Annotated in this window: 17 protein-coding genes; 12 read left to right on the top strand and 5 right to left on the bottom strand. The window is 67.5% G+C overall.

Annotated features, from left to right (window positions below; genetic code table 11):
* Positions 1-2 precede the first annotated feature (2 nt).
* The 5 genes from ABMA10_RS15810 (at position 3) to ABMA10_RS15790 (ending at position 7,642) form a co-directional block, all read left to right on the top strand.
* Positions 3-1,238 carry an ROK family transcriptional regulator gene (locus ABMA10_RS15810; RefSeq protein ID WP_347868636.1) on the top strand — a complete coding sequence of 412 codons (1,236 nt, stop codon included), beginning with the start codon at positions 3-5 and terminating at the stop codon, positions 1,236-1,238.
* A 163-nt stretch (positions 1,239-1,401) separates the two neighbouring features.
* On the top strand, positions 1,402-2,751 hold the full coding sequence (locus ABMA10_RS15805) for an extracellular solute-binding protein (protein ID WP_347868635.1): 1,350 nt from the start codon (positions 1,402-1,404) through the stop codon (positions 2,749-2,751).
* A 1-nt stretch (position 2,752) separates the two neighbouring features.
* Positions 2,753-3,700, top strand: coding sequence for a carbohydrate ABC transporter permease (locus ABMA10_RS15800; protein WP_414693665.1), 948 nt, complete (start codon positions 2,753-2,755; stop codon positions 3,698-3,700).
* Between the two features lies 1 nt (position 3,701).
* Positions 3,702-4,535 carry a carbohydrate ABC transporter permease gene (locus tag ABMA10_RS15795; protein WP_347868634.1) on the top strand — a complete coding sequence of 278 codons (834 nt, stop codon included), beginning with the start codon at positions 3,702-3,704 and terminating at the stop codon, positions 4,533-4,535.
* Between the two features lie 86 nt (positions 4,536-4,621).
* Positions 4,622-7,642 carry an alpha-mannosidase gene (locus tag ABMA10_RS15790; protein ID WP_347868633.1) on the top strand — a complete coding sequence of 1,007 codons (3,021 nt, stop codon included), beginning with the start codon at positions 4,622-4,624 and terminating at the stop codon, positions 7,640-7,642.
* Between the two features lie 68 nt (positions 7,643-7,710).
* Here the strand turns inward: ABMA10_RS15790 and ABMA10_RS15785 are convergent, their stop codons facing one another.
* Positions 7,711-8,124 carry a hypothetical protein gene (locus ABMA10_RS15785; protein ID WP_347868632.1) on the bottom strand — a complete coding sequence of 138 codons (414 nt, stop codon included), beginning with the start codon at positions 8,122-8,124 and terminating at the stop codon, positions 7,711-7,713.
* 318 nt (positions 8,125-8,442) lie between these two features.
* Between ABMA10_RS15785 and ABMA10_RS15780 the strand changes: the two genes are divergently transcribed.
* The 5 genes from ABMA10_RS15780 to ABMA10_RS15760 all read left to right on the top strand — a co-directional run bounded on the left by ABMA10_RS15780 (position 8,443) and on the right by ABMA10_RS15760 (position 13,483).
* Positions 8,443-9,795 carry an extracellular solute-binding protein gene (locus tag ABMA10_RS15780; protein WP_431030677.1) on the top strand — a complete coding sequence of 451 codons (1,353 nt, stop codon included), beginning with the start codon at positions 8,443-8,445 and terminating at the stop codon, positions 9,793-9,795.
* Positions 9,796-9,864: 69 nt separating this feature from the next.
* The gene (locus ABMA10_RS15775) at positions 9,865-10,821 is read left to right on the top strand and encodes a carbohydrate ABC transporter permease (RefSeq protein ID WP_347868630.1); all 957 of its coding nucleotides are present in this window, start codon (positions 9,865-9,867) and stop codon (positions 10,819-10,821) included.
* Positions 10,818-11,747, top strand: coding sequence for a carbohydrate ABC transporter permease (locus ABMA10_RS15770; protein ID WP_347868629.1), 930 nt, complete (start codon positions 10,818-10,820; stop codon positions 11,745-11,747). The genes ABMA10_RS15775 and ABMA10_RS15770 overlap by 4 nt, the downstream gene beginning before the upstream one ends.
* Positions 11,748-11,799: 52 nt before the next feature.
* Entirely contained in the window at positions 11,800-12,711 is a 912-nt protein-coding gene (locus ABMA10_RS15765) for an ROK family protein (protein WP_347868628.1), read from the top strand.
* Positions 12,704-13,483 carry a glucosamine-6-phosphate deaminase gene (locus ABMA10_RS15760; RefSeq protein ID WP_347868627.1) on the top strand — a complete coding sequence of 260 codons (780 nt, stop codon included), beginning with the start codon at positions 12,704-12,706 and terminating at the stop codon, positions 13,481-13,483. The genes ABMA10_RS15765 and ABMA10_RS15760 overlap by 8 nt, the downstream gene beginning before the upstream one ends.
* A gap of 81 nt (positions 13,484-13,564) precedes the next feature.
* On the opposite strand, the gene ABMA10_RS15755 is transcribed toward ABMA10_RS15760, so the two are convergent.
* Complete coding sequence (locus ABMA10_RS15755) at positions 13,565-13,888, bottom strand: AzlD domain-containing protein (protein WP_347868626.1); 324 nt, start codon at positions 13,886-13,888, stop codon at positions 13,565-13,567.
* Complete coding sequence (locus tag ABMA10_RS15750; protein WP_347868625.1) at positions 13,885-14,541, bottom strand: AzlC family ABC transporter permease; 657 nt, start codon at positions 14,539-14,541, stop codon at positions 13,885-13,887. Before ABMA10_RS15750 ends, ABMA10_RS15755 begins: the two co-directional genes overlap by 4 nt.
* Before the next feature lie 102 nt (positions 14,542-14,643).
* Between ABMA10_RS15750 and ABMA10_RS15745 the strand changes: the two genes are divergently transcribed.
* The gene (locus ABMA10_RS15745) at positions 14,644-15,213 is read left to right on the top strand and encodes a helix-turn-helix domain-containing protein (RefSeq protein ID WP_347868624.1); all 570 of its coding nucleotides are present in this window, start codon (positions 14,644-14,646) and stop codon (positions 15,211-15,213) included.
* 72 nt (positions 15,214-15,285) lie between these two features.
* Here ABMA10_RS15745 and ABMA10_RS15740 read toward each other — a convergent pair whose 3' ends face one another.
* Both ABMA10_RS15740 and ABMA10_RS15735 read right to left on the bottom strand, forming a co-directional pair.
* Entirely contained in the window at positions 15,286-17,208 is a 1,923-nt protein-coding gene (locus tag ABMA10_RS15740; RefSeq protein WP_347868623.1) for a BglG family transcription antiterminator, read from the bottom strand.
* A 55-nt stretch (positions 17,209-17,263) separates the two neighbouring features.
* Positions 17,264-17,443 (bottom strand): hypothetical protein, encoded by a 180-nt coding sequence (locus ABMA10_RS15735; RefSeq protein ID WP_347868622.1) that lies wholly within the window; start codon positions 17,441-17,443, stop codon positions 17,264-17,266.
* Here ABMA10_RS15735 and ABMA10_RS15730 point away from each other — a divergent pair.
* The gene (locus ABMA10_RS15730) at positions 17,442-17,720 is read left to right on the top strand and encodes a PTS sugar transporter subunit IIB (RefSeq protein ID WP_347868621.1); all 279 of its coding nucleotides are present in this window, start codon (positions 17,442-17,444) and stop codon (positions 17,718-17,720) included. The genes ABMA10_RS15735 and ABMA10_RS15730 overlap by 2 nt on opposite strands.
* Positions 17,721-17,722 lie beyond the last annotated feature (2 nt).

Below are 17,722 nucleotides of genomic sequence, written 5' to 3'. Positions count from 1 at the left end.
ACGTGCAACGAGGCACCAATCTGCCGGCTCTCGGCGGGTACAACCGGGCGGTGGTGCTCGACCTGATCCGCCGGGCGCCGGCCGGACTGAGCCGGGTGGAACTCGCCGGTCAGACCGGGCTCTCGGCGCAGACCGTCTCGAACGTCGCCAAGCGTCTGCTCGCCGACGGCGTCGTTCTCGAAACGGGGAAGTCGAGTGGAGGCCAGGGCAAGCCGCGGACGATCCTCCAGCTGGAGGCCAGAGCGCGCGTGGCGATCGGTGTGCACCTCGATCCCAGCGTCATCACCTACGTCATGCTCGACCTGGAGGGGCGGGTCATCGCCCACTCGCGCAGCCTCACACCCTCCGCGACCTCGCCTGCGGTGGCGATCTCGACGATCGCAGCGTCCATCGAGGCGCTCATCACCGAGACCGGGGTGGCGCGGGCAGACGTGCTCGGCGTCGGAATCGCCGCCCCTGGGCCGATCGACGCTGCGCGGGGGATCCTCATCGACCCACCGCTCCTCATCGGGTGGGAGCTTGTCGAACTGCGCGACGCGCTCCTGGAGGCGACCGGTCTACCGGTGCTCCTCGAGAAGGACGTGACCGCAGCGGCGGTCGCCGAGCTCTGGCTGCGGAGCGGGGAGCAGCGGGACAACTTCGCGTTCTTCTACTACGGCACCGGCTTCGGGATCGGACTGGTGCTCGGTCACGAGGTGGTGCGAGGGTCGAGCCACAACGCGGGTGACGCCGGTCACATCATCGTCGATGAGCGCCTGGGTGGCGCGCTGTGCCCGTGCGGACGGACGGGGTGCGTCGGCGTCCTCATCGCCCCGGCACAGCTCGTGCGCGAGGCCGTGTCCGCCGGGACGATCGAGGCTGTGGGCGGGGAGCCTGACGCTGCGCAGCTGCTCGCCGGACTCGAAGCGCTGGCCGCTGCGGGACGACGTGGCGAGCCTGCCTCCGTGCTGCTGCTCGATGTGGCCGCGTCGCGGATCGCCGATGCACTCGTGACCGTCGTGAACCTCCTCGACGTCGACCGGATCGTCTTCGGTGGCCCGTTCTGGCAGCCGCTCGGTGAAGCGCTGCTGAGCCGTGTCCCGCAGCTCCTCGCGGCGCACCCGGCGCTCGTCCAACGTCACGAGATCGTCCTGGCCGAGTCGGGTGCCGAGAGCGACGTCACGGCCGTCGGGGCAGCTTGCCTCGTCCTCGACAACACCTTCTCTCCGCGTCCGTCGGCGCTGCTGCTCTCCCGCTGATCGTCGGCTGTCCGCCACCTGGGGCACGTGGCGGCAGAGTTCTTCACTTCGATGGAGAAACCTCTTGACAGGACTTAATCAATTCGATTGAGTTATCCCTGACCAACGCACAGCGGCGACGGAGCCGCTCGTGGAGGAACGGTCGTGGAGCAAGGGAGCATCCATGAAGCGCACACTCGGAGTCGTCGCCATCGCTGCAACGGCAGGTCTGGTCCTCGCTGGTTGTAGTGCCGGAGGCGGGGGAGACGCCAACACCCTCAAGGTCGCGTACCAGAAGTTCGGCACCTTCACCCAACTGGACGACCATATGAAGCAGGTCAAGGCGGCGTACGAGGAGGCGAACCCAGGCGTCACGGTCAAGCTCATCCCGATCGAAGCCCAGCAGAACGACTACTTCACAAAGCTCGCGCTCATGAACAAGTCAGCCTCGACCGCGCCGGACATCATGTACGAGGACACCTTCATGGTGAAGTCCGACGCCGACGCCGGCTACCTCGCACCGCTCGACGAGTACCTCGGCGACTGGGACGAATGGGACAAGTTCTACGAGAACGCCAAAGCCGCAGGCCTCGGCGACGACGGGAAGACCTACGGCATTCCGATGGGGACCGACACCCGGGCCCTCTGGTACAACAAGGACCTCTTCGCCGACGCCGGCCTCCCGGTGCCGTGGGAGCCGAAGACCTGGGCCGACGTTCGCGATGCGGCCGAGACGCTGAAAGCCGCCGACCCGGACGTCATCCCCCTGAACATCTACTCGGGCAAGGCGCAGGGCGAGGCCGCCACGATGCAGGGCTTCGAGATGTTCCTCTACGGCACCGACGACACCCTCTACGACGCGGACAGCCAGAAGTGGGTGGTCGGCTCGCAGGGGTTCGTCGACTCGCTCGAGTTCATCGGCGACATCTACCAGGACGGCCTCGGCCCGACACCCGAGCAGGCGCTCGACAAGAACGTCGGCACCTCGATCGCCAACGAATGGCTGCCGCAGGGCACACTCGGCATCAGCCTCGACGGTTCCTGGTTGAGCGGCACATGGCTCGAGACCGGAACGGCACCGTGGCCCGAGTGGAACGACGTGATGGCCCAGACGCCCATGCCGACGCAGGACGGCCAGGAGCCCGGAGCGACGAGCATGTCGGGCGGGTGGACGCTCGCCATGGGCTCGAAGAGCCAGAACAAGGACGCGGCGTGGAAGTTCATCGAACTCGCGCTCAACAAGGACAACTCGCAGAGCTACGACATCGCAGCCAGCCAGATCGCCGTGCGGAGCGATGTCTCCGAGGACACGGACTACCAGGCGTCGAACCCGACCTTCGGCTTCTTCTCCGAGATCGTCGACGTGACCCACTTCCGTCCGGCGACAAGCGACTACGCGAAGATCTCCAACGAGATCACCGTCGCGATGGAGGCTGTGATGACCGGCCAGCAGACGGCGAAGGAAGCCGCGGCGGCCTACGACAAGGCGGTCATCGGCATCGTGGGCGAAGACGGCACGACCGAGGCGAAGTAGCGTGACCGCCACTGCCATCGCAGCTGCTCCGGGTCGGACTCCTGATCCGGAGCAGCATCGCAGGGACCGGCGGCGCAGCGGGGCCAGGCGGAGTCTCATCCGCTCGATCCCGCTCCTGCCGGCGGTACTCCTGCTCGCGGTCTTCCTGCTCGGCCCCGTCATCTCGTCGTTCTACGGTTCCCTCACCGACTCGTCGCTGTCCGGGTCGGCCGCGCAGGGGGCGTCCTTCGTCGGTTTCGACAACTACATCGCGCTCTTCCAGGACCCCGACTTCCCGAAATCCGTCCTCCTCACCTTCGTGTTCCTGATCGCCTCGGCGATCGTCGGTCAGAACGTGCTCGGACTCGGGCTCGCGCTCCTGATGCAGTCGGCGAACGGCGCGGTCCGCGGTGTCGTCGGCACGCTCGTCGTCGGCGCCTGGGTCCTGCCGGAGGTGGTCGGTGCGTTCGCGGCCTACGCGTTCTTCAGCGCGGACGGCACATTGAACAGTCTGCTCGCCACGATCGGGATCACGGGGCCGAGCTGGCTGTACAGCTTCCCGATGCTGTCCGTGATCCTCGCGAACATCTGGCGAGGCACCGCGTTCTCGATGCTCGTCTACACCGCAGCGCTCAACGACGTTCCGCCGGAGATCACCGAGTCGGCAGCCGTCGACGGTGCCCGCGGCTGGCAACGGCTCCGCTACATCACGCTGCCGATGATCCGTCGCAGCATCTCCACGAACCTCATGCTGACCACCCTGCAGACGCTGTCGGTCTTCGGCCTCATCTTCGTGATGACGGGCGGCGGACCGGGGACGGACAGCACCACCTTGCCACTCCTCGCCTATCAGGAGGCGTTCAAGTTCGGTGAGCTCGGCTTCGGGACGGCGATCGCGACCATCCTGTTGATCGTCGGCGCGCTGTGCTCGGTCGTGTACCTGAAGGCTTTGAAACCGGAGGTCGACTGACATGGCCATGACCTCACCGAGCGGCACGTCCATGCGTGTCGTCTCCAACACCGTGCTCGTCGTGATCGGGCTGTGCTTCCTCCTGCCGATGCTGTGGCTGCTCCTGGCCTCGCTCGACACGAGCGCGACGCTGTCGGTGAAGTTGCCGGAGACGTTCTCGCTCGACAACTTCATCGCGGTCCTGACGCCGGAGACGGCGCTCATCCCGCTGCTCAACTCGCTGCTGCTGTCGGGGGGCTGCGCGATCATCACGGTGGTCTGCGCTGTGCTCGCCGCCTACCCGTTGTCGCGGTACCGGATGCGCGTGAACAAGCCGTTCCTGTACGGGGTGCTGTTCGGGACCTGCCTGCCGATCACCGCGATGATGGTGCCCGTCTACAGTCTGTTCGTGGCGTTCAACCTGATCGACTCGATCGGGGGGACGATCCTGTTCCTCGCCGCGACGTCGTTGCCGATGGCGATCTGGATGATGAAGAACTTCATGGACTCCGTGCCGGTGAGTCTGGAGGAAGCTGCCTGGGTGGACGGGGCGTCGATGATGTCGACGCTCACCAGGATCGTCGTGCCGCTCATGCGCCCCGGCATCGGCGTGGTGTTCATCTTCGTGTTCATCGGCGCCTGGGGGAACTTCTTCGTCCCGTTCGTCCTGCTGTTGAGTCCCGAGCAGCAGCCTGCCGCGGTGAGCATCTTCACGTTCTTCGGGCAGTACGGCTCTGTGGCCTACGGCCAGCTCGCCGCATTCTCGCTCATCTACTCGGTCCCGGTCCTCGCGCTCTATGTGCTCGTGTCCCGGACCGGCGGCTCGTTCGCGCTGGCCGGGGCGGTCAAGGGGTGACGCGTCGCTCGGGGAGGGGGCGTTCGCCGCCCGCCCGTCCGCCGCCAGACCCAGGTTCCAGCTCACATCAGTCGAAGGACATCCTCATGCACCATGACGACCCGCTCATCGAGGCCCGCATCGCCCGTTTCGTCCCGGAACGTCTGACCCCGGCCGTCTTCCGCCGCAGCACTCCGCTCACCGTCAGCGCGTGGGAGGTCCCGGACGAACCGGTCCCGTTCGCGGATGCGATCGCGGCCGAATACACGCCGTTCAGCGTCGGGACACCGTGGGGCAAGCCGTGGGGGACCACCTGGTTCCACGTGACCGGAATCGTGCCGGATGGATGGGACGAGCCGGACACGCGTGTCGAGCTCGCGATCGACCTGGGCTTCGCGATCACGCAGCCGGGCTTCCAGGCAGAGGGGCTCGTCTACGATCCGAGCGGCGCGATCATCAAGGCGCTCGAGCCTCTCAACATGCACGTTCCCGTGAGTGTGGGTGCCGGTGGAGCGATCGACGTGTGGGTGGAAGCCGCCTCGAACCCCGATGTCGCCGGCAATTGGAACTACGCGCCGACGCAGCTCGGCGACAAAGCGACGGCGGGTACCGAACCGATCTACCGGTTGCGCCGGGTCGACATCGTGCAGATCGACCTCCCCGTCTGGGAACTCCTGCAGGACATCTTCACGCTCGACGGGCTGCGTCGTGAGCTCGGCGCCGAGCTGCCGCGCCGCGCGGAACTCCTGCGCGGGCTCGGACGGGCGGTCGACGCGGTCGATCCGGAGGACGTCGCCGCGACGGCACCGGCGGCGCGCGAGATCCTCGCCCCGCTCCTCGCCTCGCCCGCCTACGCGAGCGCCCATCGGATCATCGGCGTCGGCCACGCCCACATCGACTCCGCCTGGCTGTGGCCGGTGCGGGAGACCATCCGCAAATGTGCGAGGACCTTCTCCAACGTCCTCGACCTCATGGGCCAGGACCCGGAGTTCGTGTTCGCGTGTTCGTCCGCGCAGCAGTTCGCCTGGATGCGGGACCACTACCCGGCGCTCTTCGAGCGCATCCGTGCGCGAGTGGCCGAAGGGCGATTCGTGCCCGTCGGCGGCATGTGGGTCGAGTCCGACACGAACATGCCGGGCGGCGAGGCGATGGCGCGTCAGTTCGTCGCAGGCAAGGGCTTCTTCCAGGAGGAGTTCGGCCTGGAGGTCACCGACGTGTGGCTGCCCGACTCCTTCGGTTACTCGGCAGCGCTGCCCCAGATCGTGACCGCGGCCGGGGCCGAGAACTTCCTCACCCAGAAGATCTCCTGGAACGAGACGAACCGTTTCCCGCATCACACCTTCCGCTGGGAGGGCATCGACGGCACCAGGGTGTTCACACACTTCCCGCCGGCTGACACGTACAACTCGGTGCTCGATGCGACGGACCTGCACCGTGCTCAGCGCCAGTACCAGGAGAAGGGTGAGTCGAACGTGTCGCTCATCCCGTTCGGCTACGGTGACGGCGGCGGTGGACCCACGCGCGAGATGCTCGCCGTGGCCGCTCGCACGCGCTCGCTGGAGGGCTCGCCGACCGTCGAGATCGCTACTCCGACCGCGTTCTTCGACGCCGCGCGCGAGAGCTACCCGAGCCCGCCCGTGTGGTCGGGCGAGCTCTACCTCGAATTCCACCGTGGCACATACACCTCGCAGGCGCGGACGAAGCGGGGCAATCGTCGAAGCGAGCACCTCCTGCGCGAAGCCGAGTTGTGGGCGGCGACCGCCGCGATCCGCACCGGGGCCGAGTACCCGTACGAGGCGCTCGCGACCTCGTGGCACACGGTCCTGCTGCAGCAGTTCCACGACATCCTGCCGGGCTCCTCGATCGCCTGGGTGCATCAGGTGGCCGAGGCGAACTACGCCGAGGTCGCGGAGCGCCTGAACGGACTCATCCGGTCGTCGCTCGGGGCCCTCTCCGGGGAGGCCACAGCCCCGGTGCTCGTGAACGCCTCGCCGTATGCCGTCGACGGCATACCGGCGTTCGGGGCATCCACGCCCGTCGAGCAGAGCGGCGCGACCATCTCCGCAACGGAGGGCGGCGGCTTCGTCCTCGACAACGGACTCGTGCGCGTCACGATCGACGAGCAGGGCAGGCTCAGTTCCATCTACGACGTCGCAGGGGAGCGGGAGGCGGTCGCGCCAGGGGAGTTCGCGGGTGAACTGCAGCTCTTCCGGGACACCCCGAACCAATGGGACGCCTGGGACATCGACGTCGCGTATCGGAGCCACCTCACCGTCCTCGATGCTGCGGATGCGGTCGAAGCGGCTGAGAACACCCCGTCGCGCGTCGCAGTGCACGTCCGTCGCAGCTTCGGCTCCTCGACGATCATCCAGACGATCGGCGTCGATGCTGGACGACCGACCGTCGACATCGTCACGACGGTCGACTGGCACGAGCGCCAGAAGCTGCTGAAACTTGCATTCCCGCTCGATGTGCGCGCCGATCAGGCCAGCTCGGAGATCCAGTTCGGACACATCGACCGCCCGACCGCCGTGAACACCTCCTGGGACGCGGCCAGGTTCGAGACCGCCGCTCACCGCTGGGTGCACGTTGCGGAGCCTGGTTACGGATTCGCCGTGGCGAACGACTCGACCTACGGACACGACATCACGCGGTCGACACGCGATGACGGCGGAACGACGACGCTCGTACGGCAGTCCCTGCTCCGTGCCCCGGTCTTCCCGGATCCGCAGGCCGACCAGGGTGAGCACGTGCTGCGGTCGACGCTCACGGTCGGCGCGGGCATCCTGGAGGCGGCCGAGGAGGGGTATCGCATCAACCTGCCGCTGCGCGAGGTGCAGGGTTCCGCCGTCGAGCCGCTCGTCGTCGTCGACGGACCCGGTGTGGTGGTCGAGGCGGTCAAGCTCGCCGAGGACCGCTCGGGCGATCTCGTCGTCCGGCTCTACGAGGCCTCGGGCGGGCGGTCGGCCGGACGGGTGTCCTTCGGGTTCGGTGTCGCCACGGTGACGCGCACCGATCTGCTCGAGCGTGAGCTGGGTGAGCAGCCGGAGGTCGCGGCAGACGGGTCCGTCCGACTCAGCCTGCGCCCCTTCGAGATCGTCACACTGCGGGTGGGGCGCACGGAGTAGTCCGGCCGGAGCGACGAAGCGGGCCCAGGATCATACGATCCGGGGCCCGCTTCGTCATGCTCTCGTGCTCAGAGGCTGCAGGAGGTGCCGAGCGTGGTGAACTCGTCCTGGAGCTTCGTCAGTGAGTCGGTGAGCTTCGTCTGGTCGGCCGAGGCCGGGTCGTCGACCGCCGTCTTGGCCTCGGTGATGAAGGCCTTGAGCGCCGCGACGGAGGCGTCGGCGGACTTCTTGACGTCCTCGTTGGTGACCTTGCCTGCCGCGCTGTCGAAGGTGTCGGCGAATTCGTCGAGCTGGGCGACGGCGCCTTCGGGGTCGGAGGAGAGGGTGCTCAGGCCGGACTGCAGCTGGGCTGCGGAGTCGGTCACCTCGGACTCGATGACCTTGCAGGCGTCCGCCTTGCTCTGTGCGCCACCGGCGCAACCGGTGAGGAGCAGGCCTGCGACGGCGATCGCTCCGACGAGTGCACTTGCGTTCTTCTTCATGGTGATGTGGTTCCCCCGTGTCCGGTGCCCGAGCTCGGGCTTCCCGCGAGCTGCGGGTCGACGTCCAGGCTACCTGTTGCCCTCCGACATGTGATGGGCGAGAGCACGCTGCCGAATGTAACAGCTGGGTAAATCTCTGCCGGAAAACGAGGTCCGGACTTGCGGTGGATTTGTTCGTAAGGTTTACTAACAAACTATCGACACGACGAGGTGTCGGAACTCCGCACCGCGTCCCGCCACCTCGTTTGACCATGCACCGCACCACAGAGGCAGGCCAACCGGCACGCCGTCACGGCATCGAGACACAAGGAAGCACCCATGATGAAGAGCAAGCTCGGCGCCCTCGCGCTGATCACCGCGTCCGCCATCGCCCTCGCCGGCTGCTCGAGCGGCGCCGCAGGGGGAGAGGCCGCAAGCGGCTTCGACGCAGCAGGCGCCAAGGGCCAGGACATCACCTTCTGGGTGATGGGCGGCGACACCCCGCAGGAACTCCGCGACTACCTGATCAGCGAATACAAGGCGGCCACCGGCGGTACCCTCACGATCGAGGAGCAGAGCTGGGGCGATGCGCTCACCAAGCTGACCAACCAGCTGCCCGACGCGAAGAACACCCCCGACGTCACCGAGATCGGCAACACCTGGTCTCCGACGTTCACCAACGCCGGCTCCTTCACCGACCTCAGCCCGATCTACGACGACCTGGGCGGCGACAAGCTGCTGAAGTCCTTCGTCGAGGTCGGCGAGGTGGACGGCAAGCAGTACGCACTGCCGTACTACTTCGGCTCCCGCTACATCACCTACCGCAAGGACATCTGGGACGCCGCGGGACTCACCGTCCCGACCACGCTCGACGAATTCAACGACGACGTCGCCGTGCTGAAGACCTCCTCGCAGTCCGGCTTCTACCTGGGCGGCGAGGACTGGCGCAACGGTGTGTCCTGGATCTTCGCCAACGGCGGCGAGCTCGCGACGAAGGACGGTGACACCTGGAAGTCGTCCCTGTCCGACGCCAAGACCGTGAAGGGGCTCGAGCAGTTCCAGCAGGTGTTCTCCGATGCGTCCAACGCTCCGGTCACGGAGAAGGACAGCACCCCGTGGGTCAACATCAACAACGACCGCGACGGCGCAGCGCCTGAGGCCGCGACCATGATCGCCCCCGGTTGGGCGCACTGGTCGGTCGGTGACTTCACGGGCGACAAGGTCGACGACGCCGGCCAGGTGGTGCTCGACGCCAACGGTGCTCCGGTCGAGACCCGTACGTGGAACGACGCCACCTTCGGCGTCTTCCCGCTGCCCGGCAACGACGGCAAGCCCGCCCCGGTCTTCGCCGGTGGCTCGAACCTCGCCATCTCGAAGACGAGCACGAAGCAGGCCGGGGCCAAGGAGCTCCTGCGCATCGTGTTCTCCTCCGAATACCAGCAGATGCTCGGCAAGAACGGTCTCGGACCCGCCAACACCGACGAGGTCTCCTCGCTCGGCGACGACCAGTTCGCGACCGCACTCATCGACTCCGCGCTGCACTCGAAGCTGACGCCGGCCGCACCGGGCTGGGCTGCCGTGGAGGGCAAGTCCTACCTCGAGGAGTTCTTCGGCAAGGTCGCCGCAGGTGGCGACATCAAGGCCCTCGCCAAGGAGTACGACGAGAAGATCGACAAGATCATCAACGGCTAGTCCTCAACCCCTCCCGGCCGTCGTCTCGACGACGGCCGGGAGCCCCACCCCCAGAAACGGAGGACGATCGTGACCTCGACGCTGCAGCGCACGCCGCGAGCCGCCATCACCCGCACCGCGGCGACCAACCGTCGGCGCAAGGCGTTCGCGCCCTACATGTTCCTCATCCCGGCCATCGGGATCCTGCTCTTCGGCCTCGGGTACCCCGTCATCTGGCAGGTCGTCACCTCGTTCCAGAAGTACGGGGCCATGCAGCAGCTCGGTGGCCAGGCCCCGCCGTTCGTCGGCCTCGACAACTACATCGCCGTCGCGACGAGCCCCGAATTCTGGGGCGTCGCGATCCGCTCGATCGTCTTCTGCGTCGTCACGGCGGCCATCACGCTCGTGATCGGCATGCTGCTCGCCTTGCTCATGACCGCGATCGGCAAGGCCTCCCGACTGACACTGCAGATCGGGCTGCTCCTCGCCTGGGCTATGCCCGTCGTCGCTGCCACCACCGTCTGGATCTGGCTGTTCGACCGCCGCCGCGGTGCAGTCAACTACCTGCTCGACCTGATCCCCGGCGTCGACATGAACCGCTTCGACTGGCTCGGTACGCCCTCGACCTTCTTCATCGTCGCGAGCGTCATCATCATCTGGATGTCCGTGCCGTTCGTCGCGTTCTCCGCGTATGCGGCGCTCACGCAGGTGTCCGAGGAGGTCCTCGAAGCCGCAGCGCTCGATGGCGCGGCAGGCTGGCAGCGCTTCCGCAGCATCATCTTCCCGACCATCCGCCCGGTGATCGCGATCGTGCTCCTCCTGCAGCTCATCTGGGACCTCCGCGTGTTCACCCAGATCACGATCCTGCAGGATGCCGGCTCGCGCAGCGCCGACTTCGACCTGCTCGGAACGTACATCTACAAGTCCGGCGTTGCGGGACTGGACTTCGGTCAGGGATCGGCGATGGCGCTGTTCGTCCTCGCCCTCACGATCGCCCTCAGCTGGTTCTACATCCGCAGTCTCCTCAAGGAGGACAAGCAGTCATGACCGCAGCCCTCATCGCACCGGAGGCGCCGCTCGACCGCGCACAGGTCGAGCAGTCGCCACCTCGCGCCCCTCGCGACTCCCGGCCGGGGCGCTCACGCCGACGCGTCGGCAAGACGCTTCTCGGGGCACTCGCCGTCGTCATCGCCGTGATCTGGGTCTTCCCGGTCTACTGGATGATCAACTCGGCGCTCCTGCCGAAGAGTTACCTCGAGTCGTTCACACCGACCTTCTTCCCGGTCGAGGCCTCCCTCGGCAACTTCCGGGCGGCCATCGCGGACGGCACCTTCTTCAGCGCACTCGGCATCAGCGTCGGCGTCACACTGACGGCGGTGTTCTGCTGCCTCATCTTCGCGTTCCTCGCCTCGATCGCCATCAGCCGATTCCGGTTCAGAGGACGTACCTCGTTCGTGCTCGCCGTCCTGGTCGTGCAGATGCTTCCGGCGGAGGGGCTCTTCATCGCGCAGTACAAGATGATGTCGACGCTCGGGCTGAAGGGCAGCATCATCGGGCTCAGCCTCCTGTACATCGCAGCGATCGTGCCGTTCACGGTGTGGATGCTGCGCGGATTCGTGGCCGGCGTGCCGATCGAGCTCGAAGAGGCGGCCATGGTCGACGGGCTGAGTCGGACGCAGGCGTTCCTGCGCATCACGTTCCCGCTGCTCGCTCCCGGTCTCGTGGCGTCCGGCGTCTACGCGTTCCTCCAGTGCTGGAACGAGTTCACGATCGCCCTCGTGCTCATGGACCAGTCCTCCGAGACGCTCCCGCTCTGGTTGCGCGGGTTCGTGCAGCAGAGCTCCACGCGGGCCATCGACTGGGGGCAGGTCATGGCAGCCTCCGCGCTCGTCGCCGTCCCCGTCATCGCCTTCTTCCTCATCGTGCAGGGGCGTCTGACCAGTGGGCTCGTCAGCGGGGCGGTCAAGGGTTGATGGTCGCAGGACGCACCGCCAGCCCGCAGTGGATCAGCGTGAGCGTGCTCGCGTGAGGATCGGGCTGGACATCGGCGGGACGAAGACGGATGCCGTGGTCGTCACGGACGACGGCGCGTTGCTCCATCGGCTCAGGCTGGCGACGGGGATGGGTCCGGATGCGGTGATCGACACCGCGGTCGAGGCCGTCCGACGACTCTCCGCGGCCATCGATGCACCGATCGCGTCGTTCGCGTCGGTCGGTGTCGGTATCCCCGGGCTGGTTGTGCCGGGGAGCGGGCGCGTCACACACGCCGTGAACCTCGCGGTCGAGGAGCTGGAGCTCGGTTCCATCCTCGAGCAGCGCCTCGGCGTGCTCGTCACCGTGGAGAACGACGTCAAGGCCGCTGCGCTCGGAGCCTGGCAACTGCTCGACGGTGCGGGCACGATGGCGTACCTGAACCTCGGGACCGGGGTCGCGGCCGGGATCGTCGCGGACGGCCGCCTGTGGCGTGGTTCGAGCGGCATCGCCGGTGAGGTCGGGCACATCTCGGTCGATCCGCGTGGTGAGCGCTGCAGCTGCGGGCAGCGAGGCTGCGTCGAGACCATGGCGGCAGGCGGACCAGTCGGCGCCGCTTGGGGCGGTGGTGCGGCTCTGCCGGTGCTCGAGATGTTCGACCGTGCCGACGCCGGCGACGAGCGCGCACTCGCCCTTCGCGCGCGACTCGGCCACGGGGCGGCAGCTGCGATCCGCATCCTGACCCTCGCCGTCGATGCCGACGAGATCGTCCTCGGGGGAGGACTGACCGCACTCGGCGAGCGATTGCTCGTCGTCATCCGCGAGGCCCTGACCGAATCCGCCATGGGCTCTCGCTTTGTCGCGTCGTTGCAACTGGAACAGCGGGTGCGTCTCGTGCCGATGGGATCTCCCGTCGCGGCGGTCGGAGCAGCACTCGTCGGTAGAGGAGAATTGTCATATGGCTGAAGTCGTGATCATGAAGGATCCAGGTGCCGCAGGCACGCTCGTCGCCGAGGCCATCGCCTCCCTGATCGCGGCGAAGCCCGACGCGGTGCTCGGTCTCGCGACCGGCTCCACTCCGCTCCCGGTGTACGAGGCGCTCGCCGCTCGCGCGGGGTCGCTCGAGTTGTCCCGGGTGCGAGGATTCGCGCTGGACGAGTACGTGGGGCTGCCGGCAGGGCACCCCGAGTCCTACCGTTCGGTGATCACCCGCGAGGTCGTCGAGCCTGTCGGTCTCGTGCCCGAGCGGATCCAGGTGCCGAACGGAGCCTCCGAGACGATCCAGCACGCCGGTGCCGATTACGAGGCGGCCATCGAGGCCGCCGGTGGTGTCGACCTGCAGCTCCTCGGCATCGGCACGGACGGGCACATCGGCTTCAACGAGCCGGGTTCGTCGTTCGCCTCGCTGACCCGCGTGAAGACCCTCACCGAGCAGACGCGCAAGGACAACGCGCGGTTCTTCGACTCCATCGACGACGTCCCGATGCACTGCATCACGCAGGGACTCGGAACGATCCTGCGTGCTCGCCACCTGGTGCTGCTCGCGTTCGGGGAGGGGAAGGCGGCGGCCATCGCCGCAGCGCTCGAGGGACCACTCTCGGCGAGCCTTCCCGGCTCGGCCGTGCAGTTGCACCCCCGCGCGACCGTCGTCGTCGACGAGGCGGCGGCATCGCAGCTGCAGCACGCGGACTACTACCGCTACGCGTACGCGAACAAGCCCGCCTGGCAGGGCATCTGACGCACGTCGACAAGCTCAGTGACCGAGGATCTCTCGCTCACTGAGCCTGTAGACGTGCCGTTGGTGTGACGTTCAAGACGGTCACGCGACGCCGGCGAGTCTGAGCAGCGCGGTCGTGACCGCCGCGGCGAGGACGATCACGACGAACGGCGCCCGTCGCCAGGCGAGCACCGCGGCGACGAGCACGCCGGCCACGCGGGCGAACCCGGCGAACTGCTGGTCCTGGCTGAGCGCCGTCGTGGTGAGCACGGCCATGAGTAGGACGATGGCGGCGTCGGCCAGGAGCGCCTCGACTCGCTCGGACACCTCGGCGCGCGTGCGCAGGAGAGGCCCCGCCAATCGGAAGGCGTAGGTGCCGACCGCCAGGACGACGATTCCGGCGAGGATGAGCATCGGTTGGTTCATGAGGCCGTCTCCGTTCCGGTCGGCTTCGTCCGTCCGAGGCCGAAGAGCAGCCCGACCAGGGCGAGGAGCACGGGCACGCCCGACGGCAGGAACGGCGTTGCGACGACGGCGATGACCGCACCGGCGAGGGCGGCGCGTCGCGTGCGCTTCACCCGCAGCGCGGGGAACACGAGCGCGAGCAGGACCGCCGGGAACATCGCGTCGAGCCCGAAGGCGTCGGTGTCCTCGATCACCGAACCGGCGAAGACGCCGATCGCCGCTCCGACCGGCCAGCACAGCAGGATGCCGAGCCCGCAGGCCCAGAACGCGGCGCGCTTCCGGGCGAGTGCGTCCTGGTCGAGGGCGAAGACAACCGATTCGTCGTTCATGAGATGGGTTCCGAGGACTCGCCGCCATCCGGTACCGATCACCTCGTGGATCGCGAGCCCGAACGGCAGGTGTCTGGCATTGACGAGGAGTCCGGCGAACGCCGCAGTGAGGGGACTGCCGCCCGCGGCGACGATCCCGACGAACAGGATCTCGGATGCCCCGGCGAGCACCAGGAGCGTGAGCGCGAGGATGACCCAGGGCTCGATGCCGGCGTTGACCGCGACGGCGCCGTAGGAGATCCCGACGAGGCCGTCGGCGAGGCACACGAGCACGATGGCGCGCATGGTCGCGCTCCCGAGAGACCTCCATACCGAACGCACGTACACTATAGTGAACGAAACATCACCGTTCGTCAAATCGAACGATCATGCCGCTGGAGCGAACAAATGACGCATACCCCACCCGCCGACGGAGCACCGCACGCCGCCGTCGCCGCAGCGCTGACCCGGGAACGGGTGCGCGCCGGCCTCTCCCTCGCCGAGGTCGCCAGACGAGCCGGTATCGCGAAGTCGACCCTCTCGCAGTTGGAGTCGGGGTCCGGAAACCCGAGTCTCGAGACCCTGTGGTCGTTGAGCCTGACCCTCGACGTGCCGTTCGCCAGGCTCGTCGAGCCGGTGAAACGACCAGTTCAGGTCATCAGGGCGGGGGAGGGGCCGGCGCTCGCCGCATCCGGTTCCGACTACACCGCCACCGTCCTGTCCGCGTGCCCGCCGAACGCGCGCCGTGACATCTACCGCATCGTGGTCGAACCGGGCGAACCCCGGCGCTCCGAGCCGCATATGCCGGGCGTCGTGGAGCACTGGGTGATCAGCACCGGCAGAGCGCTGGTCGGCCCGGTCGGCGAGGAGGTCGAGCTCGGCCCCGGCGACTACCTGTCGCACGCAGGCGATGTGCCGCACCTGTTCGATGCTCTCGAACCGGGCACGACCGCGGTGATGGTGTCCGAGCACGTCTAGATCCGTCGAGGCGCTCGGCGAACGAGCCGCTCTCCGCGATGGTCGTGCCGTTCGCCGAGCCCCGCCGTGGACTCAGTCGTCGATGACGTGCACCAGTTCGTCGAGGAACCCGGTGAAATCGTCGGAACGGCGGATGATGCGCGCCACGCTGGCCCGTTCGGAGAACACCTCGACGAACTGGTCGAAGACCGTCTGGAACGCCGCACGACCCGACTCGCTGAATGCGACGAGCGCGACGACGCTCACACGGGCGCCGCCCCACTCCATCGGCGTCTCGTTGACCGCGATCGCGATCGCCGTGGAGTGAGCGGTCATCGACATCGCGTGGGGGACGGCCAGTGTGTCGGTGAACGCCGTCGATGACATCCGTTCGCGTTCGATCGCAGCCGTCAGATAGCTCTCGTCGATGATGCCGCGTTCGATCATCCGCTCTCCGAGGAGACGGATCATCGCCTCCTCGTCGGCAGCGGCCGCGTTTCGGACGAACAGCTCGGGATGGAAGTACTGGAGCAGCTCGTCCTTGATCTCCGACAGCCGCGACGAGCGCCGCACCCGGCTGACCGCGGCACGGACCCGCTCCGCGTCGGCAGCGGTGAGGAACGGCTGGATGACCACGATGCCGTCGGCGGGCGCAGGTGGCTCGATCGTGGTGAGCACGAGGTCGGTGTCGATCGCGGACCAGTCGACGTCCGTCCGGGTGATCACGCTCCGCACGTCGAGCACGTCGCCCAGCTGCGATTCGACGCGGCCGCGGAGGACCTCGTGCATGTCGTAGTAGCCGGCAGAGACGATCGTGCAGCCGAGGAGTGCCTCCTTGCGGGCCTTCTGCTCCAGCTGCGCGCCGACGTGCATGGCGATGTACGCGATCTCGTCGTCGTTGATGATGATCGAGCCGTGCCGCTGCAACTGACTCGCGATGTACACCGCGAGCTCGTAGATCATCGGATAGGAGGTCTTGATCGAGCGAGTGAGCGGGTTGCGCGAGTACGACTGGTCCTGGGCACGACGGATGAGGTTCTGCACGTGCAGCGTGAGTCGCACGATGAAGTCCTCGTCGGACAGGTCGACGAGGTACTCGCGCCCGGCTCGCGCCACCGCCTCCCGGACCGCGGCGAGGTCGGCCGCGTTGACGTAGTCGTCGACGAGCGCTTCGGCGGTCTTTCCGCTGCCGGGGGTCACGACGCGAGTGACGAGCAGGTAGCTCAGGTAGACGAGGTCGCCTTCGCCGAGGGTGACTTGGAAGTGGGCGTCGACGAGTCTCGCAAGGTCTTCGGAGACTGCCTCGACCTCCGGCGTGTGCGGGGTGTGCTCTGCGGACTCCGCCGGTCGGTCCTTCGTGACCCGGTCGATCGCGATCGCGATGTGGAGGAGCACGTTCGCAATGCCGTATTCGTTGACGAAGTAGCCCCGTGCAGTCAGTGCGTCGAGCAGTTCGCCCTTGAACGGGCTGAACTCGTTCGGCGCGAACGCCCGCTGGAGGGCGTCCAGCTCGACGATGCCGCGATCGGTCTCATCACGGAACATCCGGCTCAGCAGGCGTCGGCGCTCGGTCTCGCCACCCGTCATCCGCACGGTCGCACCGGAGCGGTCGAGGGTGAGTGTCGTGTCGGCGAGCAGGGAGCGGACGCGCCCGAGGTCTCCCTCGATCGTCGACTCGCTCACGTGCAGACTCTGCGCGGTCTCATGGACGTCGATGCCGCGAGGCGTGCTGATGAGCAACCGGACGAGCCCGTACAAGCGGTCCCTCGGCGTCTCTGACTCGAACGCCGATGCCGCCCGCCGCTTGTAGACCGCATACCCGTCCGCGTTCAGTCGGTAGCCGTTCGGTCCGGACTCGACGACGTCGTGCGGAGCCGTCCGCGTGTTGACGGCGGTGACGTAGCTGCGGACGCTGCGCGGGGTGACCCCGAGCACTTCGGCGATCTCGGTCGCAGTGGTCCACGAGTCACGACGGGCGAGGTAACCGAGCATGCGGTCGTGCTTCTCGCGTGCCACGATGCCCCTCCTGCCGGTGCGTGTTCCTGCGATCCGGACGAACCGCTCCACCGAGTCAACCATCTTCCGCACCCGCCTGCGGCCGTTCGGCGACCTTTCCGCCCGGGCGGAAGAGCTTGTGGTGGTGGTCGGGAGGCCCTGACGGAAAGATGGTGCGGTAAGCAGTCGGCACTTCTGGAGAAGGTTCAATGAGGATCCTGGTGATTTGCGGCGCGGGCGCGTCCAGCACGTTCATGGCACAACGCCTCCGGCGTGCCGCAGCCGACCGCGGCATCGAGGTCTCCGTCGATGCCGGTGCCGAATCCCAGATCCTTGCCGGCACCAGTGCCCTCGACGGCGTCGACGTCCTGCTCATCGGAGCCCACCTGGCAGACCACGAAGACGCGCTGCGCGCCGTGGCCACACCGGACGGCACCGCAGTGGCCGTGCTGCCGGCCGACATCTTCGGTGTCGACGGCGGAGAACGCGCCCTCGACCTCGCCCTCTCGATCCAGTCACCAACCAGGAGGTAACC

The sequence above is a fragment of the Plantibacter sp. RU18 genome (genome assembly GCF_050613355.1).
Taxonomy (GTDB): domain Bacteria; phylum Actinomycetota; class Actinomycetes; order Actinomycetales; family Microbacteriaceae; genus Plantibacter.
This window is presented reverse-complemented; position numbering and strand designations above follow the sequence as displayed.

Coding starts and splice junctions, on each gene's coding strand:
- ABMA10_RS15805 (WP_347868635.1), top strand. CDS start 1,402: ATGAAGCGCACACTCGGAGTCGTCGCCATCGCTGCAACGGCAGGTCTG.
- ABMA10_RS15795 (WP_347868634.1), top strand. CDS start 3,702: ATGGCCATGACCTCACCGAGCGGCACGTCCATGCGTGTCGTCTCCAAC.
- ABMA10_RS15790 (WP_347868633.1), top strand. CDS start 4,622: ATGCACCATGACGACCCGCTCATCGAGGCCCGCATCGCCCGTTTCGTC.
- ABMA10_RS15785 (WP_347868632.1), bottom strand. CDS start 8,124: ATGAAGAAGAACGCAAGTGCACTCGTCGGAGCGATCGCCGTCGCAGGC.
- ABMA10_RS15780 (WP_431030677.1), top strand. CDS start 8,443: ATGATGAAGAGCAAGCTCGGCGCCCTCGCGCTGATCACCGCGTCCGCC.
- ABMA10_RS15770 (WP_347868629.1), top strand. CDS start 10,818: ATGACCGCAGCCCTCATCGCACCGGAGGCGCCGCTCGACCGCGCACAG.
- ABMA10_RS15760 (WP_347868627.1), top strand. CDS start 12,704: ATGGCTGAAGTCGTGATCATGAAGGATCCAGGTGCCGCAGGCACGCTC.
- ABMA10_RS15755 (WP_347868626.1), bottom strand. CDS start 13,888: ATGAACCAACCGATGCTCATCCTCGCCGGAATCGTCGTCCTGGCGGTC.
- ABMA10_RS15750 (WP_347868625.1), bottom strand. CDS start 14,541: ATGCGCGCCATCGTGCTCGTGTGCCTCGCCGACGGCCTCGTCGGGATC.
- ABMA10_RS15745 (WP_347868624.1), top strand. CDS start 14,644: ATGACGCATACCCCACCCGCCGACGGAGCACCGCACGCCGCCGTCGCC.
- ABMA10_RS15730 (WP_347868621.1), top strand. CDS start 17,442: ATGGCACAACGCCTCCGGCGTGCCGCAGCCGACCGCGGCATCGAGGTC.
- ABMA10_RS15735 (WP_347868622.1), bottom strand. CDS start 17,443: ATGAACGTGCTGGACGCGCCCGCGCCGCAAATCACCAGGATCCTCATT.